We start from the raw sequence: 22452 nt of genomic DNA, 5'->3' as shown, positions 1-22452 counted from the left end.
TAAACGCTCCGTGACGTTCACCTATCCGTGCCGGGTCGGCACGGTGAGGTCGTGGGCCTCACCGGAGCGGATCCGGCCGTGGGGTCGTGCCGGTCCGCCGGCAGGCCCGGTGGCGGGAGCGCGGTGTTGCGGACCACCAGCCGGCGGGTGATGCTGGGCTCCTGACGCGGTGATGCGCCGGCGGTGGGGATTCGACGACGGAGGCGGACGATGCACGCAACGGACCCGCGGTCCTACGGACGGGCACGATCATGAGGGTGCTGGTCACCGGATCGACCGAGGGCCTCGGTCTGGCTGCGGTGGAGACCCTGCGGGAGCAGGGTCACGGCGTCGTCGCGCATGCCCGCACCGAGGACCGTGCCGAGGCTCTCGCGGCCCTGACGGCGCGGGGTGTCGAGCTGGTCGTGGGGGATCTCGAGGATCGGGACGCGGTGGCACGCATCGCCGCGGACCTGAACGCCGCGGAGCCACTGGACGCGGTGATCCACAATGCCGGTGTCTGGAGCGGCAACGCCGTGATGCCCGTCAACGTGATCGCGCCGTACCTGCTCACCGCCCTGCTCGACGCTCCGCGACGCCATGTCTACCTCAGCAGCGGCTCGCACTACGGCGGGCGGCCGACGCTCGAGGGGGTGGACTGGCGCGGCGACGCGCCCGGGTCCTACGGCGACAGCAAACTCTTCGTCACGGCCTTCGTCGCAGCGCTGGCCCGGGTACGCCCCGACCTGAGGGCCGCAGCCGTCGATCCTGGCTGGGTCCCCACGCGGATGGGTGGTCCGAACGCGCCCGACGACCTGGACCTCGGCCACCGGACACAGGTGTGGCTGGCGACGGCCGACGACCAGGACGCGCCGGCGAGCGGCGGGTACTGGTACCACCGGCGGCGCCGCGAGCCGCACGACGCCGTGCACGACACCGGCTTCCAGGACGATCTGCTCCGGGTGCTGGCCGGGGAGACGGGGGTGGCCCTGCCCTGCGGTCCGGGTCAGTAGGAGGGTCAGTAGGAGGGCGCCGCGGGCAGGCCGAAGTGCTCCTCGAGCGTCCGGGTACCTGCCGCTCTCATCGCGAGCGAGACGTCCTTGCCCACGTACCGGAAGTGCCACGACTCGGCGGAGAAGCCCGTGATCTCGTGGTAGCCCAGGGGATAGCGGAGGACGAAGCCGTAGTCGGCGGCGTGCGTCGCCGTCCACCGGGCGGCGGGGGTGTCCCGGAAGCAGAGGACCAGCGTGCAGGCGCCGTCCGCCTGCCCGATGTCGAACGCGAGCCCCGTCTGGTGCTCGGAATAGCCGGGCCGCGCCGAGACCGTGTCGGCGCCCGCCGCGTCACCGTACTGCGCGACCCAGGAGGCGTACGTCGACTCCTGGACGGCGAAGGAGCGGTAGCCACTGACGAGCGTCAGTGCCACGCCGTCGTCCGCTGCCGCCGCGAACATCCCTTCCACGGCCGCGGCGACGTCGGAGCGGAGGAGGGCGTTCTCCGTGGCCGTCGCGACGTCGGGCTGCCGCAGGTCGGCGGGGATGAAGTCCAGGGGCACCAGGGGGCGTCGCTTGTTCACGACGACGTCGACGGCGCCCGGATCGGAGTGGAGGCCGACCGCAGGGGAAGGCGCAGGGGAAGCAGAGGGCGTCGCGGTGGGGCCCGCCGCCGCACCGGAGGTCGTGGCAGCGGGTGCGGGGTCCCGCTGGGCCGGCGCCGGGAGCGCACCCGGCGCGGCGTCGCCGGGAGCAGGGGCAGGGGAGGAGCTGGCGGAAGAAACGGCAGAAGGGACGGCAGAAGGGGCGGCAGACGGGTGGGCAGACGGCCCGGAAGAGGCGGGCCCGGACGTCGGCCCGGGAGACGCCGATCCGGAGGCCGACGGGCCACCGGTGGGGGAGGAATCGGAGGACGGCGCGACGGCGGTGGGCACTGGTGCTGCCGGTCCCGGGCCCGAGCACGCGGGAAGGAGCACCGCGAGGAGCATCACCGCCGTGAACCCCCGTGCACGCACGGTCAGGTCTTCCGGAGCAGCATGCGACGCACCGAGTGGTCGGCATCCTTGGTCAGGACCAGCTGCGCACGGCCGCGCGTGGGCAGCACGTTGGTCACGAGGTTGGGCTCGTTGATGCGTTCCCAGATGCCCCGGGCGGTCCGCTGCGCCTCCTCGTCGCTGAGGCCCGCATAGCGGTGGAAGTAGGACTCGGGATCGGCGAAGGCACTCGATCGCAGGGACCGGAAGCGGTCGATGTACCACTGCTCGATATGCGCGGTCTTCGCGTCCACGAAGATGGAGAAGTCGAAGAAATCGCTCACCGCCAGCCCCGTGATGCCGTCCGTCCTCGGTCGGGCAGGCGCGAGGACGTTGAGGCCCTCGACGATCAGCACGTCCGGGCGGCGCACCACGATCTCCCGGCCGGGCACGATGTCGTAGGTGAGGTGCGAGTACGCCGGCGCGCGGACCTCGGCCGCCCCGCTCTTGACCTCGCTCACGAAACGGAGCAGGCGGCGGCGGTCGTAGGACTCGGGGAACCCCTTGCGCTGCATGAGTCCCCGGCGGTGCAGCTCCGCGTTGGGGTACAGGAAGCCGTCGGTGGTGATGAGTTCCACATCCGGCGTATCGGGCCAGCGCCGCAGCAGCTCGCGGAGCACCCTCGCCGTCGTCGACTTGCCCACCGCCACCGAGCCGGCGACGCCGATCACGAACGGCGTCCGGGTGGTGGTCTCGCCGAGGAACGTGTTGGTCGCCGCATGGAGCTGCCCCGCCGCGGCGGTGTAGAGGTTCAGCAGGCGGGAGAGGGGGAGGTACACCTCGCGCACCTCGTCGAGGTTCAGCGCGTCACCCAATCCGCGGAGGCGCTGGACGTCCTCGACGTTCAGGGGGCTCTCGATCTCGTGCGACAGGCGGGACCACATCTGGCGGTCGAGCTCGACGAAGGGGGTGAAGGATTCGGCACTGGTGGCCTGCTGCGTACCCGTGCTCGCTTCACTCACCCGACGATTCTGCCCGGTGCCCTGCGCATTAACAAACGCAGCCACCGGTACTCTAGGTGGCATGTGCGGAATTGTGGGGTATGTAGGCCGGGACCACGGCCAGGGATCGTCGGCGCTTGACTCAGTCGCCCCGGCGTTCGATCAGGAATCGTCCGAAGCGCGCCATGGCGCGCTCGACGTCGTCATGGAGGGCCTTCGCCGTCTCGAGTACCGCGGGTACGATTCCGCGGGCGTCGCCGTGATCACCCCGGCGGGCATCGAGTCGCGGAAGAAGGCCGGAAAGCTGACCAACCTGATCGGCGAACTGGCCGCCGACCCGCTGCCGCGCTCGCTGACCGGGATCGGCCACACCCGCTGGGCGACGCACGGTGGGCCCACGGACCAGAACGCGCACCCGCACCTGGCCGACGGCGGCAGGCTCGCCCTGATCCACAACGGCATCATCGAGAACTACGCCGAGCTGAAGGCCGAGCTGACGGGCGAGGGCCTCGCCTTCGTCTCCGACACCGACACCGAGGTGGCTGCCGGGCTCGTGGGCTACCTCTACCGCGGCCTCGTGGAGAGCGGAGCCGAGGGCGACCTCCTCACGCTCGCCCTGCAGCAGGCCTGCCAGCGCCTCGAGGGCGCCTTCACGCTCCTCGCCATCCACCAGGACCAGCCCGGCATCGTCGTCGCGGGCCGCCGCAACTCGCCGCTCGTCGTCGGCCTCGGCGACGGCGAGAACTTCCTCGGCTCCGACGTCTCGGGCTTCATCGACTTCACGCGGCGCGCCGTGGAACTCGGCCAGGACCAGATCGTCACGATCACGCCCGACGCGGTCGCCATCACCGACTTCTTCGGCGCCCCCGCCGAGGGCCGCGAGTTCCACGTCAGCTGGGACGCCGCCGCGGCCGAGAAGGGCGGGTTCGAGTCCTTCATGGAGAAGGAGATCCACGACCAGCCCGACGCCGTCGCCCAGACCCTCCTCGGCCGTTCCGACGTCGACGGCAACCTGATGCTCGACGAGCTCCGCATCGACGAGGCGATCCTGCGCTCCGTCGACAAGATCGTCGTGCTCGCCTGCGGCACCTCCGCGTACGCCGGGCAGGTGGCCAAGTACGCGATCGAGCACTGGTGCCGCATCCCCACCGAGGTGGAGCTGTCCCACGAGTTCCGCTACCGGGACCCGATCGTGAACGAGAAGACGCTCGTCGTCGCCATCTCGCAGTCGGGCGAGACCATGGACACGCTCATGGCCGTCCGGTACGCCCGCGAGCAGGGCGCCAAGGTCGTGGCGATCTGCAACACCAACGGCTCCACGATCCCGCGCGAATCGGACGCCGTGCTCTACACGCACGCCGGTCCCGAGATCGCGGTGGCCTCCACGAAGGCGTTCCTCGCGCAGATCACCGCCGCCTACCTGCTGGGTCTCTACCTCGCGCAGCTGCGCGGCAACAAGTACCGCGACGAGATCGCGGACGTCCTGGCCAACCTCTCGACCATCCCCGCGAAGATCCAGGCGATCCTCGACGACGCCGACAAGATCAAGCAGCTCGGCGCCGACATGTCCAACGCCAAGTCGGTGCTCTACCTCGGCCGGCACGTCGGCTTCCCCGTCGCCATGGAGGGTGCGCTCAAGCTCAAGGAGCTCGCCTACATCCACGCGGAGGGCTTCGCCGCCGGTGAGCTGAAGCACGGCCCCATCGCGCTGATCGAGGAGGGGCAGCCCGTCGTGGTCGTGATGCCGTCGCCGAGTGCCCGCGACTCGCTGCACTCCAAGGTCGTCTCGAACGTCCAGGAGATCCGTGCCCGCGGCGCCGTGACCATCGTCATCGCCGAGGAGGGCGACACCTCCGTGGAGGCCTACTCGGAGCACGTCTTCTACGTCCCCGCGTCGCCGACCCTCCTCGCACCCCTGCTGACCACCGTGCCGCTGCAGATCTTCGCGCTCGCCCTCGCCAGTGCGAAGGGCTACGACGTGGACCAGCCCCGCAACCTGGCGAAGTCGGTCACGGTTGAGTAGTCCGCTCCGGGTACCGCCGCGCAGCCACGCGGCGGTACCGTGCAGGGCGGAGGCGTGATCGTCGGGATCGGCGTCGACGTCGTGGACATCGAGCGTTTCCGCCAGCAGCTCGAGCGGACCCCGGCCCTCGTGGAGCGGCTGTTCGTCCCCTCGGAACGACACCTCAACACGCGGTCCCTGGCTGCGCGGTTCGCCGCCAAGGAGGCCATCGCCAAGGCCATCGGGGCTCCAGTGGGCATGAACTGGCAGCACTGCACCATCGAGGTCGACGCCGCCGGCGCGCCGTCCGTCGTCGTCGACGGGACCGTCGCGGATGCCGCACGGGCCCGCGGCGTCGAGACGTGGCATCTGTCCATCAGCCACGACGGCGGTCTCGCCACCGCGATGGTGGTCGCGGAAGGCCGGATTCCGGCGAGCGCAAAATAGTAACCGTACTGATTATCGGCCGGCTTACCGCTAAGCTCGATCATATGCTCTTTGCCTTTTCCGGGAGTGACGTCCGCGCTGCGGAGGCCCCCTTCATCGACGCCGGTCAGGGGCATGCCCTGATGCAGAAGGCCGCCCACGGCCTGTTCGGCGTCGTCCTGGGACTGCTGCGGGACGCCGGTCGCGGCACGTACGGAGCCACCGCCGTCGTGCTGGCCGGCAGCGGCAACAACGGCGCGGACGCCCTGTACGCGGGGGAGCGGCTGCTGCGCCGGGGCGTGGCCGTCACCGCCGTCCTCACGTCCGAGCGGGTGCACGCCGCGTCCCTCCGGGCCTTCACCGCCGCCGGCGGCTCGAGCGTGCTGCTCGACGACGCCTCCCTCCCCGGGCTCGCGGCACACGCCGCCTCCGCGGACATCCTCATCGACGGGATCCTCGGGACCGGCGCGACCGGGGGCCTGCGGGGCACGACCGCCGCCTTCGTGCGGGCCTTCGACGACGCAGCGGGTCCCCGTGGCCGACGCACCACGCTCGTCGTCGCCTGCGACCTGCCCAGCGGGATCGGCGTGGACTCCGGGCTCGTGGAGGGTCCCGTGCTCCAGGCCGATGCCACCGCCACCTTCGGCGCGGCGAAACCGGGCCTGCTGATCGGCGACGGCGCCGTGGCGGCCGGGGAGCTCGACGTCGTGGGCATCGGCCTCGACCTCTCCCCGTTCACGCCCGCGGCCCGCAGCCTGCTCGGGGCCGATGCCGCGGCCCTCCTGCGCCTCCCCGGCGCCCGCGACCACAAGTACTCCCGCGGGGTCCTCGGCGTCGCCGCGGGATCCACCCGCTACCCCGGAGCAGCCGTCCTCGCCGTCGGCGCCGCCCTCGCGACCGGCGTCGGCATGGTGCGCTACGCCGGGCCGGCCGCCGTCGCCGCGCTCGTCCACGAACGGAGTCCCGAGGCGGTCGCCTCCACCGGCTCCGTCGCGGACGCGCGGTCCCAGGCCTGGGTCGTGGGGCCCGGAGCGGTGGACGACGACGACCAGCGGCGTCGCGCCGTCGATGCCCTCGGATCCGGGCTCCCCGTCGTCGTCGATGCCGGCGCGCTCACCGAGGTCCCCGAGCATGTGGGCCCCCAGGTGGTCCTCACGCCCCACGCGGGGGAGCTGCGGGAGCTGCTCGCCGCCCGAGGGCTCGACGTCGGAAGGCCCGAGATCGAGGCGGATCCTGCGCGGTTCGCGCTGCGGGCCGCCGAGCTCACCGGCGCGACCGTGCTCCTCAAGGGCTTCACGACCGTCGTCGCGGCCCCCTCGGGGACACTGTTCGTCCAGGCCGACGGCACGCCCTGGCTCGCCACCGCGGGCGCCGGGGACACGCTGTCGGGGATCATCGGGGCGCTGGCCGCGACCCTGGCCGACGACGACGGCGCTGCCTCGCGCCTGGGGGTCGCCGAGGAGGACCTGTGGGCGGCTGTCGCCGCAGCGGGAGCACTGATCCACGGGAGGGCCGGCCGGCGCGCCGCCCTCCGCGGGCCCGTCGTCGTCTCCACGCTACCCGTGGACATCGGTGCCGTGGTCGCGGAGCTGATCGACGAGCGTCGTCCCGTGACGTGAGGAGCGGGCGACGTAATTAACCGCAGCGACAGCTGCATGCGCTATGTATGGATCAAGCGGCCGGGGCACCAGGACCCCGCAGCCGATGAGCACCACCCTGGCCGCCGTCGAGGCGCCCACGGAAGAAAACACCAAGGAGAACCAACTGATGGAACTATGGCCCGGCGATGCGTACCCCCTGGGAGCGACCTACGACGGCACGGGGACGAACTTCGCGCTCTACAGCGAGGTCGCGGACCTCGTCGTCCTCTGCCTCTTCGACGATGACGGCACCGAGACCTGCATCGAGCTCAAGGAGGTCGACGGCTACGTCTGGCACGGCTACCTCCCCCACGTGACGCCCGGACAGAAGTACGGCTACCGGGTCCATGGACCCAACAACCCTGCCGAGGGCCACCGCTGCAACCCCAACAAGCTGCTCCTGGACCCGTACGCGAAGGCCATCTCCGGCGACCTCGACTGGGACCAGGCGCTGTTCGGCTACAACTTCGGCGACGAGCACTCGGTCAACAACGAGGACTCCGCCGCGCACATGATGCTCGGCGTCGTCGTCAACCCGTTCTTCAACTGGGACGGCGACCGCATGCCGCGGACGCCCTACCACCAGTCCGTCATCTACGAGGCGCACGTCAAGGGCCTGACGCAGCTGCACCCGGACATCCCCGAGGAGCAGCGCGGCACCTACGCCGGCATCGCCCACCCGTCGGTCATCGCGCACCTCCAGAAGCTCGGCGTCACGGCGATCGAGCTCATGCCCGTGCACCAGTTCGTCAACGACAGCACGCTCCAGGACAAGGGCCTCTCGAACTACTGGGGCTACAACACCATCGGCTTCTTCGCCCCGCACAACCAGTACACCTCCACCGGTGACCAGGGCGAGCAGGTCCAGGAATTCAAGGCCATGGTGCGCGAACTCCACCTCGCCGGCATCGAGGTCATCCTCGACGTGGTGTACAACCACACCGCCGAGGGCAACCACATGGGCCCCACCATCTCGATGCGCGGTATCGACAACGCGTCCTACTACCGCCTGGTGGAGGACGACAAGCAGTACTACATGGACACCACCGGCACGGGCAACTCCCTCAACGTCGGTAACCCGCACTCCCTGCAGCTGCTCATGGACTCGCTGCGCTACTGGGTCACCGAGATGCACGTCGACGGCTTCCGCTTCGACCTCGCCTCCGCCCTCGCCCGCGAGTTCTACGAGGTGGACCGGCTCTCGGCCTTCTTCGAACTCGTGCAGCAGGACCCGATCGTCTCGCAGGTGAAGCTCATCGCCGAGCCGTGGGACGTCGGACCCGGTGGCTACCAGGTCGGCAACTTCCCGCCGCAGTGGACCGAGTGGAACGGCAAGTACCGCGACACGGTGCGCGACTTCTGGCGTGGAGAGCCCTCGAGCATCGGCGAATTCGCCTCACGCCTCACCGGCTCCGCAGACCTGTACGAGCACTCCATGCGGCGTCCCGTCGCGTCGATCAACTTCGTCACCGCCCACGACGGCTTCACCCTGCGGGACCTCGTGTCCTACAACGAGAAGCACAACGAGGCCAACGGCGAGGACAACAACGACGGCGAATCGCACAACCGCTCCTGGAACGGCGGGACCGAGGGACCCACCGACGATCCCGAGGTGCTCGCGATCCGCGTCCGACAGCAGCGCAACTTCATCGCCACCCTCCTGCTCTCGCAGGGCGTGCCGATGCTGCTGCACGGTGACGAGCTGGGCCGGACCCAGGACGGCAACAACAACACCTACTGCCAGGACTCCGAGATCAGCTGGGTCCACTGGGACAAGATGGACCAGCCGCTGCTCGAATTCACCGCGGCCGTGAACCGCCTCCGGTCGGAGCACCCCACGTTCCGCCGTCGCCGGTTCTTCGACGGACGCCCCGTCCGACGCGGCGAGGGCGAGGCGCTGCCGGACATCGTGTGGCTCGACACCACCGGCGAGCTCATGGCCCCCGAGGACTGGGACAGCGGATTCGGGCGCTCGATCGGGGTCTTCCTCAACGGCCAGGGCATCCAGGGCCGGGACGCGCGCGGCCAGCGGATCGTGGACGCCAACTTCCTGCTGTACTTCAACGCGCACGACGACGCCGTGGACTTCACGATCCCGTCGGACGAGTACGGCACGTCCTGGGACGAGGTGATCGACACCGCCGGCAAGTACGCCGACAGCGAGGCGATCCCGGCCGGCGTGACCATCTCCATCGAGGGCAAGTCCATGGTCGTCCTGCGGGCGCACTCCGAGGTCGAGGACCTGGACCACTCGGTCGCGGCGTCCCTCGCCATCCTCGCCAACGAGGTCACCGCCAAGACGGGCACGCCCTAGCGCTCGTCCGGCCCCGACAGGTACACCCATCCGCTCCAGTTGATGTCCCAGGAGGACCCCCCGTGCTGACACCCAGATCCACCTACCGACTGCAGATCCGAAACGAGTTCGACCTGCATCGGGCCGCGGCCCTCGTGCCGTACCTGCACGACCTCGGGGCGGACTGGGTGTACCTGTCACCGATCCTGACGGCCGAGAAGGGATCCGGCCACGGCTACGACGTGACCGACCCGACCGCGGTCGATCCGGACCGCGGTGGTCCCGGCGGCCTCGCTGCCCTCAGCGAGGCCGCCCGGTCGGCGGGCATGGGTGTGCTCGTCGACATCGTCCCGAATCACATGGGCATCGAGACGCCCTCCGACAACGCCTGGTGGTGGCAGCTCCTGAAGGAAGGGCGCACCTCCCGCATGGCGGAAGCGTTCGACGTCGACTGGGACGCGAACGGCGGGCGCCTCCGCATCCCCGTGCTGGGTGACGGCGACGGCGAGCTGGAGCAGCTCGCCGTGGTCGACGGCGAGCTGCACTACTACGACAACCGGTACCCGATCGCCGAGGGGACGGCCCATCCCGGCGACACGGGCGCCGAGGTGCATGCCCGTCAGCACTACGAGCTGGTGAACTGGCGCCGCGCCGACACCGAACTGAACTACCGGCGCTTCTTCGGCGTGAACACCCTCGCGGGCCTGCGCGTCGAGGTCCCCTGGGTGTTCGAGGAGAGCCACAGCGAGGTGAAGCGGTGGTTCGACGAGGGCCTCGTGGACGGCCTCCGGATCGACCACCCCGACGGTCTCGCCGATCCGAAGGGCTACCTCGACGACCTCCGAGCCCTGACCGGAGGAGCGTACGTGCTCGTGGAGAAGATCCTCGAGCCGGGGGAGAAGCTGCCCGGGGACTGGGCCACCGAGGGGACCACCGGCTACGACGCGCTCGCCGACATCGACCGGCTCTTCACCGATCCGGCCGGAGAGCACACGCTCACCGCCTCCGTGCCGGTGGACCCGTTCCACGAGATGATCCACGGCACCAAGCGCGCCATCGCGGACGGCATCCTCCGTTCCGAGGTGCTGCGACTGGCCCGGCTCGTCCCGGCCGACGCCGGACTCGACGCCGACGCGGCGGCGGACGCCATCGCCGAGCTGCTGACCTGCTTCCCCGTCTACCGCAGCTACCTGCCGGGCGGGGCCGAGTACCTCGCCGAGGCCGTGCGGGACGCCCAGGTGCGCCGACCGGACCTCACGGACACCATCACCGCGCTGCACCCGCTCCTCGACCCGTTCCTCGACGGGGGCTCCGGTGAGCTGACCGAACTCGCCCGGAGGTTCCAGCAGACGTCCGGGATGGTCATGGCGAAGGGCGTCGAGGACACCGCGTTCTACCGGTACTCGCGGCTCGTGTCCCTGAACGAGGTCGGCGCGGACCCGGGCATCTTCGCCATCGACCCGCTCGACCTGCACCGCCGCCTGCTCCAGCGCGAGACGGACGGCCCGCTGGCCATGACGACGCTCAGCACGCACGACACCAAGCGCAGCGAGGACACCCGCACCCGTATCTCGGTCATCTCCGAGGTCGCGGACGAGTGGACGGCGGTCCTCGCGCAGCTCGAGGAGCTCGCACCGATCAAGGACCCGACCTTCGCGCCGCTGCTCTGGCAGTCGCTGATCGGTGCCTGGCCGCTGAGCAGGGAACGCGCCCACGCCTACGCCGAGAAGGCCTCACGCGAGGCCGACCTCAGTACGCACTGGACCGCGCCGGACGAGGACTTCGAACAGGGCATGCACGCGGCCGTGGATGCCGCGTTCGACGACGATGCCGTCGCCGGCGTCCTCTCCGCCTTCGTGGAGCGCATCCAGGCAGCGGGCTGGTCCAACTCGATCGGCCTGAAGCTGCTGCAGCTGACCATGCCGGGCGTCCCGGACGTCTACCAGGGCACCGAGTTCTGGGACACCTCGCTGGTGGACCCCGACAACCGTCGCGAGGTGGACTACGAGGCACGCCGGCAGGTGCTCACCGACCTGAACTTCGGCGCACAGCCCCCGGTCGGTGCGGACGCCCACGCCAAGCTGCTCGTCGTCTCGCGCGCCCTCAAACTGCGCCGTGACCGCCCCGAGCTGTTCACCGGGTACACCGCCGTCGCCGCGTCCGGCGAGGCCGCGGACCACGTCTTCGGGTTCGACCGCGGAGGCTCGGTCACGCTCATCACGCGCCTGCCCCGGGGACTCGCGGAGCGCGGCGGATGGGGTGACACCACGCTGGAGATCCCCGCCGGCAGCTACACCTGCGCACTCACCGGCACCGCGGTCAGCGGAGGCACGGTGCGTGCGGCAGACATCTTCTCGACCTTCCCCGCAGCGCTACTCGTCCAGGAGGACGCATCATGAGTTCCATCTTCGACGTCTGGGCACCCCGCGCCGAGACCCTGACCCTCGTGGCCGACGGCGTCCGCTACCCGATGACGCAGGGCGAGGGCGGCTGGTGGCACCCGTCCGATGTGCCGTCGTCGTCGGACGTGTCCTACGGGTACCTCATCGACGGCTCCGAGACGCCCGTCCCCGACCCGCGGTCGCGCCGCCAGCCCGAAGGGGTGCACGAACTCTCCCGCACCTTCGATCCTGCGGCCCACGAGTGGCAGGACGCATCGTGGCAGTCGCCCGGCCTCGACGGCGGGGTCATCTACGAGATGCACCTCGGCACGTTCACGCCCGAGGGGACGCTCGACGCCGCGATCGGCAAGCTCGACCACCTCGTGGACCTCGGCGTCCAGTACGTGGAGCTGCTGCCCGTGAACGCCTTCAACGGCACCCACAACTGGGGCTACGACGGCGTCCTCTGGTACGCGGTCCAGGAGACCTACGGCGGCCCCGCAGCCTACCAGCGCTTCGTCGACGCCGCCCACCAGAAGGGCCTCGGCGTCATCCAGGACGTCGTGCACAACCACCTCGGACCGAGCGGGAACTACCTCGGCCTCTTCGGCCCGTACCTCACCGAAGGCCTGTCCAACACCTGGGGCGACTCCCTGAACCTCGACGGCCCGCAGTCCGACGAGGTGCGGAAGTACGTCATCGACAACCTGGCCCAGTGGTTCCGGGACTACCACGTCGACGGGCTCCGGCTCGATGCCGTGCACGCCCTCCATGACGAGCGCGCCGTCCACATCCTCGAGGAGTTCGCCACGCGGACCGACGAGTGGGCCGAGGAGCTCGGCAAGCCGCTGTTCCTCATCGCCGAGTCCGACCTCAACAACCCGCGCCTCATCCACGGCCGCGACGTCGGGGGATACGGCCTCGCCGGGCAGTGGAGCGACGACTTCCACCACGCGGTGCACGTCAACCTCACGCGTGAGACCGAGGGGTACTACCTCGACTTCGACTCCGTGGGGGCGCTGGCGAAAGTCCTCGAGAAGGGCTTCTTCCACAACGGCACCTACTCGTCGTTCCGGGAACGCCGTCACGGGCGTGAGATCGACGCGGCCCGCGTGTCGCCGCTCCAGCTCGTCGTCGCGACCCAGAACCACGACCAGATCGGCAACCGCGCCGCCGGTGACCGCATCAGCGCCACCCTGAACCCTGCGCAGCTCGCCCAGGCCGCCGTCCTCAACATCCTGGGCCCGTTCACGCCGATGCTCTTCATGGGCGAGGAATACGGGGCCTCGACACCCTGGCCCTTCTTCACCTCCCACCCCGAGCCGGAACTCGGCAAGGCCACGGCCGAGGGGCGGCTGAAGGAGTTCGAGCGCATGGGATGGCGCCCGGAGGACGTCCCCAACCCGCAGGACCCGGAGACGTTCGCGTCCGCCAAGCTCGACTGGTCCGAGATCGAGCAGGGCCACCACGCCCAGCTGCTCGCCACCTACCGCGACCTCATCCGCCTGCGCCGGTCGCACCCCGAACTGCGGGATGCCGACTTCGGCAGCATCTCGGTCGACTTCGACGAGGAGAGCCGCTGGATCGTCCTCCACCGAGGCGGCACGGACGTCATCCTGAACCTCGGCGACGGCATGGCGACCGTGCCCGTCCGGGGCGTCGACGCCGAGGTCCTGCTCTCCACCGTCGACGGCGTCGGGCTGCTCGCCGACACGGTGCAGCTCCCGCCCCACGCGTCGCTCGTCCTCCGCACGGGCGTGGCGTAGGTCAGGACTGTCCAAGGGTTCCGACAGGACGGGCTCGGAGGGAACCGGACAGTCGGTGCCCCCGGTCATACTGGGCGGGACACTCTTCCCCGAGCTGTATCGGGTCCCCCCGTGGCGGGACCCGATACAGCCGGTTGCGGGACCCGGCACTCAGAAGGCGGCAGGACGACATGACCCTGGACACGACCACACTGCGGATAGCGTTCGGGGCCATCGCCGTCACGCTCTTCGTGCTGTTCTACACCGTGTCGTTCCGCCAGACGCGCTCGGCCTACAGCGCCTGGTGGTGCGCAGCCGTCGCCCTCTTCTTCACGGGCTCCTTCAGTTTCCTGCTCGACGGGACGGCACACCAGGTGTGGGCCAACCCCCTCGGCAACACCCTGCTCGTCCTGGGGACGGTGAGCGTCTGGGCGGGCGCGCGCACCCTGCGCACCAGCAAGCCCGCGTGGATCCAACTGTCGGCGGCGCCGCTGCTCACCCTCTTCGCGTCCGCCCTCGACAGCCCTGCCACCAACACCTGGTCCGGTGGCCCCGTGTTCCTCGGCATGATGTCCCTGACCATCGGCCTCGCGTCCTGGGAGCTCTGGCGACTGCCGAGCAGCTACAGCAAGGTACAGGCCCCCCTGGCCGTCTCCTCCGGATTCCTTGCGATCCTCTACCTGGCCCGGTGTCTCGTGTTCGTCGTCGAGGGCCCCGACGGAAGGATCTTCACCACCTATTTCGGCTCCGGCATCACGACGCTCATCACCATGCTCCTGCTCGTCGTCGTGTCCTTCAGTGCGGCAGCGCTGAGCGCCGAGCAGATCGCGACCGATCTCCGCGCCCGCGCCGACCGGGACGCGCTGACGGGACTGCTCAACCGCTCCGGCTTCCTCGACCTCGCCACCACGCACACGGACCGCCTGGCACGGACGGAACGCTCGGGGACGCTGATCCTCGCGGACCTCGACTTCTTCAAGTCCGTGAACGACACGCACGGCCACGCTGCAGGCGACACCGTCCTGAAGGCGTTCGCGGAGGCGTGCACCGAGACGGTCCGGTCCACGGACCTCGTCGGGCGGTACGGCGGCGAGGAGTTCATCTTCCTGCTGCCCGGTGCCACGGTCTCCAGGAGCGAGGACATCACCCGCGACGTCAGCATGGCCCTTCGCGGCCACTCGACCCCGGGCGGGTTCGAGATGCCGACGGTCAGCTACGGTATCGCCGCGATCGAATCGACGGGCTACGATCTCGACGCCGCCATCGACGCTGCCGATCGGGCGCTCTACGCGGCGAAGGCCAGCGGCCGCGACAGGTCGGTCCGGGCCATCGGCCCGGCGATGGAGGGGCGCGGTTCCTCCGCGGAACCACCGGACGGCCCCGTCAGGGTCTGACGCCCCGGACGGTCACGCCACCGTCCGCGGGATGACGTGGTGCGCCAGGGTCCGGACGGCACGGACGGGGACGGGAGGGCGCAGCCCGGTCCCGTCCCACCAGGCCTCCCGGCGGACGGACGACGCTCCGCCTAGGATGAAGGCATGACCTTTCACCCTGCTGATGACCGTTATGCTTCGATGCCGTACCGGCGGGTGGGGGCGAGTGGGCTGTTGTTGCCCGCGGTGTCGTTGGGGTTGTGGCACAACTTCGGGGATGATCGGGCGTTCGATGTCCAGCGGGCGATCCTGCGGCGGGCGTTCGATCTGGGGGTGACGCATTTCGATCTGGCGAACAATTATGGTCCGCGGTACGGGAGTGCGGAGACGAACTTCGGCCGGCATCTGAAGGATGATTTCGGTCCGTTCCGGGACGAGCTGGTGATCTCCACGAAGGCCGGGTACGACATGTGGCCGGGCCCGTACGGGAACTTCGGGTCGCGGAAGTATCTGCTGGCGAGTCTGGATCAGTCGCTGGCCCGGATGGGCCTGGACTACGTGGACATCTTCTACAGTCACCGCCCGGACCCGGAGACCCCGTTGGAGGAGACGATGGGGGCCCTGGACACGGCGGTCCGCTCGGGGCGTGCCCTGTATGCGGGGATCTCCTCGTACTCGCCGGAGCGGACCCTGGAGGCCGCGGCGATCCTGGCGGAGTTGGGGACGCCGTTGCTGATCCATCAGCCGTCGTACTCGATGCTGAACCGGTGGACGGAGAACGGGGACCCGAACCTGTTCGAGGCCTTGGAGCAGGTCGGGGCCGGGTCGATCGCGTTCTCCCCGCTGGCGCAGGGCCTGCTGACGGATAGGTATCTGGGCGGGGTGCCGGAGGATTCGCGGGCCGCGGCGGGTAAGTCGCTGGATCGGGGGCAGCTGAGCGGGGAGAACCTGGAGAGGATCCGGGGCCTGAACAGGATCGCTGAGAGCCGGGGCCAATCGCTGGCGCAGCTGGCGATCGCGTGGGTGCTCCGGGACCAGTCCAAGGGCACCGGTGTGACGTCGGCGCTGATCGGGGCTTCCAGTGTGGGCCAGCTCGAGGACAGCCTCACCGCCGTCGAGCGCCTGGACTTCACCGCCGAGGAACTCACCAGCATCGACGAATTCGCCGTCGAATCCGACATCAACCTCTGGGCCGCCGCCCTCAAGGCCTGATGCTGCAGTTCCGGACGGCCGGGCCGGAGGACTGGCCCGCCCTCTGGAGCATCATGGAGCCGGTGGTCCGGGCGGGGGAGACCTACTGCTGGGATCCGTCCATGGACGAGGAGGCAGGACGGCTCGAGTGGCTCCCCGGCCCGGCCGGAGCCGATCCGACGCTCGTCGTCCTCGTGGCCGTGGACGCGGGGACCGGCCGCGTGCTCGGCACCGCACAGCTGCATGCCAACCGGGGTGGCAACGGCGCGCACGTCGCCAACGCGTCCTTCCTCGTGGCGGCCGACGCCGGAGGCCGGGGCGTGGGCCGCGCCCTCGCCGTCCACGTGCTCGACGCGGCGCGGGCTGCCGGCTACACCGCCATGCAGTTCAACGCCGTCGTGGAGACGAACGACCGCGCGGTCGCCCTCTGGGCCTCGCTCGGCTTCACGATCGTCGGGACCGTCCCGGGAGCGTTCCTCCACCCGTCGGCCGGACCGACGGGCCTCCACATCATGCACCGCCTCCTCTTAGCGGCGCCGGTCCCGGCCGCGACGCGAGGGACCGCAGGGCGACGGCAGCCCCCGCAGGCCACAATGGGATCATGACTGCGACGACGCCCGTCCATGCCCCGCTCCTCGGCACCTGGGCCACCCTCGGCGAACCCCGCCTGACAGCCGAGATCGCGAGGTCGGGCGTCGACTGGGTCGGCCTCGACGCACAGCACGGCCACTTCGACGATCGCGCCCTGCGGGACACGCTGGCCCATCGGCCGACGCCCGCGACCCCGATGCTGGTCCGGGTGGCGGCGAACGAGGCCGCGCTGATCGGCCGTGCGCTCGACGCGGGAGCGGACGGCGTCGTCGTCCCCCTCGTCGACAGCGTGGCCGACGCCGAGGCCGCGGTGGCCGCGAGCCACTATCCTCCCCTCGGCACGCGCAGCTGGGGGCCGCTGCCCGGCAGCCGTCCGGTGTCCAGCCCGGGCTCCGACGGCGGCATGCACCCCGTGCCCCTGTGCGCCGTGATGATCGAGACCGCTGCCGCACTGGACGCCGTCGAGGCGATCGCCGCGGTCCCCGGCGTCGACATGATCTTCGTGGGCCCGTTCGACCTCTCCCTCGCGCTCGGCCTGCAGGTGGACGACCTCCTGGCGGCGCACGCCGGCCAGGACTCTCCCCTCGCCCGGATCATCCGCGCCTGCACCCGGGCCGGTCTCCGCGCCGGAGCCTACGCCGGCACGCCCGAGCGGGCAGCCCTCCTCGCCGCGGCGGGTTTCCAGTGGATCGCCGCCACCACCGACGCGGCCCTGGTGGCCCTCGGGGTGGAGGAGATGCGTCGCCGGATGCCCGGCGACCAGGGTCAGCCGACCCAGGACTCCCTCAACGCGGGGAACGCCTCCTCGTAACCGGCGAGCGCCCTCCCCGCGGCATGGAACGAGTCCACCAGCGGATGCCCGGCGAAGGCCCGGAGGGCGGCGTCACGGTCCCCGTGCACCGCCGCACGGATGGTGTCCTGCTCGACGGCCTTCACGGCCGACATGAGCCCGAGCTGGTGGGGCGTCAGGGGGGCCGCCGGCAGGGGATGCGCCCCGGTCGCGTCCACGACGGACGGCACCTCGACGACGGCGTCCTCGGGCAGCCCGGGGAACGTCCGTCCATTGCGCACGTTGAGGATCAGCTCGGCAGTCCGCCCCGTGAGCAGCGCCCGCATGACCTGCAGGGCGACGCGCTCGTACCCGCCGCCCGCGAGGTCCGCCTCGTCGCGCTCCTCCTCCGCCGCGCGGGCCTCGGCGAGGTACCCCGACTCCCGCTCGCGCCGGGCCGTCTCCCACACCTCGAGGGGCTCGTCGGTGGCGAGAAGGCGCGGGTAGAGGTCGCGCTGCTGGTCGCGCAGGATCTCCCCGCGCGTCCTGTCCGCACTCCGGATGGAGCGGAGCGCCTCCCGGTGGAAGTAGTAGTAGAACAGGTACTCGTTGGGCAGCGCGCCGAGGACCCTCAGCAGATCCGGCCCGAAGAGCCGGCCCTCCTCGAAACCGGCGAGGCGCACCGGATCGGCGAGCAGCCCGGGGAGGCGGTCCGTTCCGCCGTCGTCGAGTGCGCGGAGCCAGCCCAGGTGGTTCAGGCCCACATAGTCCACCCCGGCGAGCCCACCCCGCAGATCCGCGCCCGCCGCACGGGCAGCACGGGTCACGAGGCCCGAGGCCGAATCGCAGATCCCGACGACCCGGTCACCCAGGACCACCGAGAGCGCCTCGGTGACCATCCCGGCGGGGTTCGTGAAGTTGATGAGCCAGGCGTCCGGCGCGACGGTGCGCATCGCCCCGGCCACGCGCATCATGTCGGGGATGGAGCGGAGCGCGTAGGAGATCCCACCGGCGCCGACCGTCTCCTGCCCGAGCAGTCCGACGTCCAGGGCCACGCGCTCGTCGAGGACGCGGCCCTCCGCCCCGCCACTGCGCACAGCGGCGAAGACGATGTCGGCACCCTCGAGCGCGTCCTCGAGGCGGTCCTCCACGCGAACCGACGGACGCGGGCCGCCGGACGGCGGCAGGGCTTCGAGGACCCGCGCAATCGCATGCGCCCGCTCGGGTCGGGCGTCCAGCAGGACGACGTCGGACACGAGCCCCGCGAACGGGCCGTCCGCGAGTGCGCGGTGGACGAGCGGTACGCGGAAGCCACCGCCGCCCACGATGACGAGGCGCGCGCCGGTTCCGACCGTCTCAGGCAAGGCTCGTCCCGCTTCCGTGGATGGGCTGTCGTCAGGCTGCTGCTGTCGGGGCTCGAATCGGGGCCTTCGGGCCGCCGCTCGCCCCGCGACCGGCGCCTGGGGGATATTCTGCCGTACATGGTCCAACCGCACCGCTTCGATCCGCTGGCGGCCACGCGCAGCCCGGACGGACCCGAGTTCGACCTCCTGCTCGCCGGGCAGGTGTTCTTCGACATCATCTTCACCGGCCTCGAGCAGCTGCCGTCCCCGGGTACCGAGGTGTGGACCGAGGGCATGGGGTCGGGGCCGGGTGGCATCGCGAACCAGGCGATCGCCGCCAGCAGGCTCGGGCTCCGCACGACCCTCGCGGCAGCGTTCGGCGACGACGGGTACGGCCAGTTCAACTGGGACGTGCTGCAGGACCAGGAGCACGTCGACCTGTCGCGCTCGCGCGTGTTCGGACGGTGGCACTCGCCCGTCACGGTGTCCCTGTCGGTGCACCAGGACCGCTCGATGATCACGCACGGCCATCCCTCGCCGCTGCGCGCCACCGAACTGATCGGCACGCCGCCGTCGTGCCGGGCCGCCATCGTGAGCCTGGAGCGGGAGGTGGAGCCGTGGGCCCGGGCCGCGGCCGCCGCCGGTACCAAGCTGTTCGGCGACGTCGGCTGGGACGCGGCAGGCGAGTGGGCTCCCGAGACCCTGGCGTCCCTCGAGCATTTCCACGCGTTCATGCCCAACGCCGCCGAAGCCATGGCATACACGCGGACCGACGACCCGTGGGCCGCCCTGTACTCGCTCGCGGACCGCGTGCCCGTCGCCGTCGTGACGGTCGGCCAGCAGGGGGCCATCGCCATCGACTCGGAGACGGGGGAGGAGGAGTGGGTGCCGGCCCTGCCCGTCGCCGCATACGATCCGACGGGCGCGGGGGACTGCTTCGGGGCCGCGTTCGTCATGGGCGACCTCGCCGGTTTCCCGCTCGCCGACCGCCTCCGGTTCGCGAACCTCTGCGCCTCGCTCTCCGTCCAGCACGTCGGAGGGTCGCTGGCCGCGCCGGGGTGGGGCGATATCGCCGACTGGTGGCATCGGGTCACCACGGGGCGTGGCGCCGTGCGGAGGCAGTGGCTGCGCCGGTACGCCTTCCTGGAGGACCTCGTGTCGGACGTCCCGACCGAGGCCCTGCGCCGCGCGACGGCGACCATCGCCCGCCAGTCCGACGCCTCGCCGTCGCGCCCGTCCGAGACGCGCCTGGAGATCCCGGTGAGGCCCGACGGCGAGGAGCTGGTCGCCGACCGGGACGACACCTGTTCGCGCTGACCCCGGAACGGTCCGTCCGGGCCGCGGGCCGACACGCACGGGTGACAGGCCGGTCGCCCGTGCGTGTGGGCCCGGGCCGGTCACCCGCGCAGGGCCGCCGCCTCGCCGAGCCAGCGTGCATACAGGGCCCAGGGGTCCTCGACGCCCGCGGCGAGCCGCCCGACATGCTGCTCGAGGTCCGGCGCCGCCTCGAACCACTCGGAGCGGTCGAGGCGCAGCCCGGAGAACTGGTCGTGCCGGCGCCGCTCGACGAGCCGGTCGCCGCGCTCGAACGCCAGGACCTCGTCGTGCCAGATGCGCGCGAGGCGTTTGCGCGGGTCCGCCGTCGTGCCGATCTTGATACGGTCCCGGAACCGGATGTAGTAGACGACGTCGACCCGCGGAGCCGGCAGCCCGTCGTCGAGGACGTCACCCATCCGCCACTCGCAGGCCGCGCACGCCCAGCCGGACGGGTACCGCACGCCGATCCTCGCACCGCACGCCCGGCAGGCCGCCGGCAGCAGATCGGTCACGCCCCACGCGGCGTCCGACCATTCGGAGACGAGCGCCACGTGGGCGGGGCACAGCGGGAAGGGGGTGCCGTCCGTGGCCCGGCCGCAGGCCTGCCCGGTCCCGTCGGGGAGGACGCACCCGGCAGCGGCGGGCGGAGGATCGAACACGCCTTCGATTGTTCCCGCTCCTCCCCGGGGAATCAACCCTGAGTGCTGCCGCACGAGCTGGCAGAATAGGGCGGGTGACTTCCTCCGAACGTGCTGCAGAGATCGACCTCGAGGCCCTGCGGCACAACGTCCGACACCTGCGCGACGTCGCCCATCCCGCCCGGGTCATGGCCGTCGTGAAGGCCAACGCCTATGGCCACGGAGCCCTCCCCGTCGCCCGCGCCGCGCTGGAGGCGGGGGCCGCCTGGCTCGGCGTCGCGCACATCAGCGAGGGCGTCGCCCTCCGGAAGGCGGGCATCGAGGCGCCCATCCTCGCCTGGCTGCACACCGCCGCAACCGACTTCACCGCGGGCGTGGAGCACGGACTCGACCTCGGCATCTCGGGGTGGGAGCTCGAGCGCGTGACGGCGGCGGCACGCGAACTGGAGCGTCCCGCGATCGTCCACCTGAAGATCGACACGGGCCTCGGCCGCAACGGCTGCCCGCCGGACCGGTGGGACGCCCTGCTCAGCCGGGCGGTCGCCTACCAGGAGGAGGGGCTGATCCGGGTCGTCGGGATCTTCTCCCACCTCGCCGTCGCCGACGAACCGACACGCCCCGAGACCGACCTCCAGGTGCAGGCGTTCCGCGAGGCCGTCGCCGCCGCGGAGAACGCGGGCGTGGACGTGGAGGTGCGTCACCTCGCCAACACCCCCGCCACGTTCTCCCGGCCCGACTGCCACTTCGACCTCGTGCGTGTCGGCCTGGGGATCTACGGACTCTCGCCCTTCTCCGACCAGGGCTCCGCCGACCTCGGGCTGCGGCCCGTGATGACCCTCAGCACCACGGTCTCGAACTGCAAGGAGGTGCCCGCGGGCCAGGGCGTCTCCTACGGCTACGGCTACCGCACGCAGAAGCCCACCACGCTCGGGCTCATCCCCGTCGGTTACGGTGACGGCGTCCCGCGTATCGCCACGGGTGCGCCGGTCCTCGTCGGCGGCCGGATCTACCCCGTGGTGGGACGGATCGCGATGGACCAGCTCGTCATCGACTTCGGGGCGACGGGCCTGGTCGACTCGCCGGAGAGTCCGCTCGGCGAGCGCGCGGTGCTCTTCGGCGGCGCGGACTCGCCCCCGGTGGAGGACTGGGCCGCCGCCGCCCAGACGATCAACTACGAGGTGGTCACGCGGATCGGCGACCGCGTGGAACGGGTGTACCTGGACGCGCGGCAGGAGGCGCACGATGACGACGGCGCCTGAGTGGACGGCCTCCTACGACGTCGGTTCGGCGGCGGAACTGCAGGCGCTCGCCGTCGCCCTCGCACCGCTGCTGCGACCCGCCGACCTGCTGGTCCTGACCGGTGAGCTGGGCGCCGGCAAGACGACGTTCACGCAGGGCCTGGGGCGGGGCCTCGCGGTCGAGGACCGCATCATCTCGCCGACCTTCGTGCTCGTCCGCCAGCACGGCTCGACGGGTGGCGGGCCCGGCCTCGTCCATGTGGACGCCTACCGCCTGGACGGCGCGGCGGCCGTGGACGACCTCGACCTCGAGGCCACGATGGCCGTCAACGTCACGGTCGTCGAGTGGGGGGCGGGACGCGTGGAGCACCTGAGCGACAGCCGGCTGCACGTGGCCATCGTCCGTCCCCTCGGCGGCACGCCGGCCGGAGGGTCCACCGACGGCCCCGTCACGGTGTTCGACGACGACGGCGAGGACGAGGTGCGCACCGTCACCCTCGCAGGCTTCGGCCCGCGCTGGCGTGCAGGGCTGCCGGCGCTCCTCCTCGACTAGGCTGGA

The 22452-nt window shown here is 71.2% G+C and carries 18 protein-coding genes; 14 read left to right on the top strand and 4 right to left on the bottom strand.

Going from position 1 to position 22452, the window contains the following annotated elements; translation table 11 throughout:
* The first annotated feature begins 251 nt into the window (after nucleotides 1–251).
* On the top strand, nucleotides 252–992 hold the full coding sequence (locus tag CXQ97_RS02705) for an SDR family NAD(P)-dependent oxidoreductase (protein ID WP_306739483.1): 741 nt from the start codon (nucleotides 252–254) through the stop codon (nucleotides 990–992).
* A gap of 5 nt (nucleotides 993–997) precedes the next feature.
* Here CXQ97_RS02705 and CXQ97_RS19740 read toward each other — a convergent pair whose 3' ends face one another.
* Together CXQ97_RS19740 and coaA are read right to left on the bottom strand one after the other, a co-directional pair.
* Entirely contained in the window at nucleotides 998–1555 is a 558-nt protein-coding gene (locus CXQ97_RS19740; RefSeq protein WP_181034950.1) for a D-alanyl-D-alanine carboxypeptidase family protein, read from the bottom strand.
* A gap of 434 nt (nucleotides 1556–1989) precedes the next feature.
* On the bottom strand, nucleotides 1990–2967 hold the full coding sequence (gene coaA, locus CXQ97_RS02695) for a type I pantothenate kinase (RefSeq protein ID WP_258062155.1): 978 nt from the start codon (nucleotides 2965–2967) through the stop codon (nucleotides 1990–1992).
* A 61-nt stretch (nucleotides 2968–3028) separates the two neighbouring features.
* Here coaA and glmS point away from each other — a divergent pair, with 61 nt between their 5' ends.
* The 10 genes from glmS (at nucleotide 3029) to CXQ97_RS02645 (ending at nucleotide 17399) form a co-directional block, all read left to right on the top strand.
* On the top strand, nucleotides 3029–4969 hold the full coding sequence (gene glmS / locus CXQ97_RS02690) for a glutamine--fructose-6-phosphate transaminase (isomerizing) (protein WP_104179270.1): 1941 nt from the start codon (nucleotides 3029–3031) through the stop codon (nucleotides 4967–4969).
* A gap of 54 nt (nucleotides 4970–5023) precedes the next feature.
* On the top strand, nucleotides 5024–5395 hold the full coding sequence (locus CXQ97_RS02685; RefSeq protein ID WP_104179269.1) for a holo-ACP synthase: 372 nt from the start codon (nucleotides 5024–5026) through the stop codon (nucleotides 5393–5395).
* A 44-nt stretch (nucleotides 5396–5439) separates the two neighbouring features.
* Nucleotides 5440–6993: a bifunctional ADP-dependent NAD(P)H-hydrate dehydratase/NAD(P)H-hydrate epimerase gene (locus CXQ97_RS02680; protein ID WP_104179268.1), complete on the top strand. Its 1554-nt coding sequence runs from the start codon at nucleotides 5440–5442 to the stop codon at nucleotides 6991–6993.
* A 148-nt stretch (nucleotides 6994–7141) separates the two neighbouring features.
* Complete coding sequence (gene glgX, locus CXQ97_RS02675) at nucleotides 7142–9328, top strand: glycogen debranching protein GlgX (protein WP_104179380.1); 2187 nt, start codon at nucleotides 7142–7144, stop codon at nucleotides 9326–9328.
* A gap of 62 nt (nucleotides 9329–9390) precedes the next feature.
* Nucleotides 9391–11706, top strand: a complete 2316-nt coding sequence (gene treY, locus CXQ97_RS02670; protein ID WP_104179267.1) for a malto-oligosyltrehalose synthase — start codon at nucleotides 9391–9393, stop codon at nucleotides 11704–11706.
* Entirely contained in the window at nucleotides 11703–13454 is a 1752-nt protein-coding gene (treZ, locus tag CXQ97_RS02665) for a malto-oligosyltrehalose trehalohydrolase (RefSeq protein ID WP_104179266.1), read from the top strand. The genes treY and treZ overlap by 4 nt, the downstream gene beginning before the upstream one ends.
* Before the next feature lie 170 nt (nucleotides 13455–13624).
* Nucleotides 13625–14827, top strand: a complete 1203-nt coding sequence (locus CXQ97_RS02660; protein WP_104179265.1) for a GGDEF domain-containing protein — start codon at nucleotides 13625–13627, stop codon at nucleotides 14825–14827.
* A 144-nt stretch (nucleotides 14828–14971) separates the two neighbouring features.
* Nucleotides 14972–16018: an L-glyceraldehyde 3-phosphate reductase gene (gene mgrA, locus CXQ97_RS02655; RefSeq protein WP_104179264.1), complete on the top strand. Its 1047-nt coding sequence runs from the start codon at nucleotides 14972–14974 to the stop codon at nucleotides 16016–16018.
* Entirely contained in the window at nucleotides 16018–16602 is a 585-nt protein-coding gene (locus CXQ97_RS02650) for a GNAT family N-acetyltransferase (protein ID WP_104179263.1), read from the top strand. The genes mgrA and CXQ97_RS02650 overlap by 1 nt, the downstream gene beginning before the upstream one ends.
* On the top strand, nucleotides 16599–17399 hold the full coding sequence (locus CXQ97_RS02645) for an HpcH/HpaI aldolase/citrate lyase family protein (RefSeq protein ID WP_104179262.1): 801 nt from the start codon (nucleotides 16599–16601) through the stop codon (nucleotides 17397–17399). The genes CXQ97_RS02650 and CXQ97_RS02645 overlap by 4 nt, the downstream gene beginning before the upstream one ends.
* Here the strand turns inward: CXQ97_RS02645 and CXQ97_RS02640 are convergent.
* Nucleotides 17354–18721, bottom strand: a complete 1368-nt coding sequence (locus CXQ97_RS02640; protein ID WP_104179261.1) for a 6-phospho-beta-glucosidase — start codon at nucleotides 18719–18721, stop codon at nucleotides 17354–17356. The two genes, CXQ97_RS02645 and CXQ97_RS02640, sit on opposite strands and share 46 nt — an antisense overlap.
* A 117-nt stretch (nucleotides 18722–18838) precedes the next feature.
* Here CXQ97_RS02640 and CXQ97_RS02635 point away from each other — a divergent pair, with 117 nt between their 5' ends.
* Nucleotides 18839–20017, top strand: coding sequence for a PfkB family carbohydrate kinase (locus CXQ97_RS02635; protein ID WP_104179260.1), 1179 nt, complete (start codon nucleotides 18839–18841; stop codon nucleotides 20015–20017).
* Between the two features lie 80 nt (nucleotides 20018–20097).
* Here CXQ97_RS02635 and CXQ97_RS02630 read toward each other — a convergent pair whose 3' ends face one another.
* Nucleotides 20098–20676: a GIY-YIG nuclease family protein gene (locus tag CXQ97_RS02630; RefSeq protein ID WP_306739482.1), complete on the bottom strand. Its 579-nt coding sequence runs from the start codon at nucleotides 20674–20676 to the stop codon at nucleotides 20098–20100.
* Between the two features lie 74 nt (nucleotides 20677–20750).
* On the opposite strand from CXQ97_RS02630, the gene alr reads away from it, so the two are divergent.
* Together alr and tsaE are read left to right on the top strand one after the other, a co-directional pair.
* Nucleotides 20751–21914, top strand: a complete 1164-nt coding sequence (gene alr / locus CXQ97_RS02625; RefSeq protein ID WP_306739481.1) for an alanine racemase — start codon at nucleotides 20751–20753, stop codon at nucleotides 21912–21914.
* A complete protein-coding gene (gene tsaE / locus CXQ97_RS02620) occupies nucleotides 21898–22446 on the top strand; it encodes a tRNA (adenosine(37)-N6)-threonylcarbamoyltransferase complex ATPase subunit type 1 TsaE (protein WP_104179259.1) in 549 nt (182 codons plus the stop codon). Before alr ends, tsaE begins: the two co-directional genes overlap by 17 nt.
* Nucleotides 22447–22452 lie beyond the last annotated feature (6 nt).

Origin of the sequence: Arthrobacter sp. B0490 (assembly GCF_002929355.1) — a bacterium.
Taxonomy (GTDB): Bacteria; Actinomycetota; Actinomycetes; order Actinomycetales; family Micrococcaceae; genus Arthrobacter_D.
The sequence above is the reverse complement of the archived record's forward strand: the minus strand, read 5'-3'. Positions and strand labels throughout refer to the sequence as shown.

Coding starts and splice junctions, on each gene's coding strand:
- CXQ97_RS02705 (WP_306739483.1), top strand. CDS start 252: ATGAGGGTGCTGGTCACCGGATCGACCGAGGGCCTCGGTCTGGCTGCG.
- glmS (WP_104179270.1), top strand. CDS start 3,029: ATGTGCGGAATTGTGGGGTATGTAGGCCGGGACCACGGCCAGGGATCG.
- CXQ97_RS02680 (WP_104179268.1), top strand. CDS start 5,440: ATGCTCTTTGCCTTTTCCGGGAGTGACGTCCGCGCTGCGGAGGCCCCC.
- glgX (WP_104179380.1), top strand. CDS start 7,142: ATGGAACTATGGCCCGGCGATGCGTACCCCCTGGGAGCGACCTACGAC.
- treZ (WP_104179266.1), top strand. CDS start 11,703: ATGAGTTCCATCTTCGACGTCTGGGCACCCCGCGCCGAGACCCTGACC.
- CXQ97_RS02660 (WP_104179265.1), top strand. CDS start 13,625: ATGACCCTGGACACGACCACACTGCGGATAGCGTTCGGGGCCATCGCC.
- mgrA (WP_104179264.1), top strand. CDS start 14,972: ATGACCTTTCACCCTGCTGATGACCGTTATGCTTCGATGCCGTACCGG.
- CXQ97_RS02650 (WP_104179263.1), top strand. CDS start 16,018: ATGCTGCAGTTCCGGACGGCCGGGCCGGAGGACTGGCCCGCCCTCTGG.
- CXQ97_RS02645 (WP_104179262.1), top strand. CDS start 16,599: ATGACTGCGACGACGCCCGTCCATGCCCCGCTCCTCGGCACCTGGGCC.
- CXQ97_RS02635 (WP_104179260.1), top strand. CDS start 18,839: ATGGTCCAACCGCACCGCTTCGATCCGCTGGCGGCCACGCGCAGCCCG.
- tsaE (WP_104179259.1), top strand. CDS start 21,898: ATGACGACGGCGCCTGAGTGGACGGCCTCCTACGACGTCGGTTCGGCG.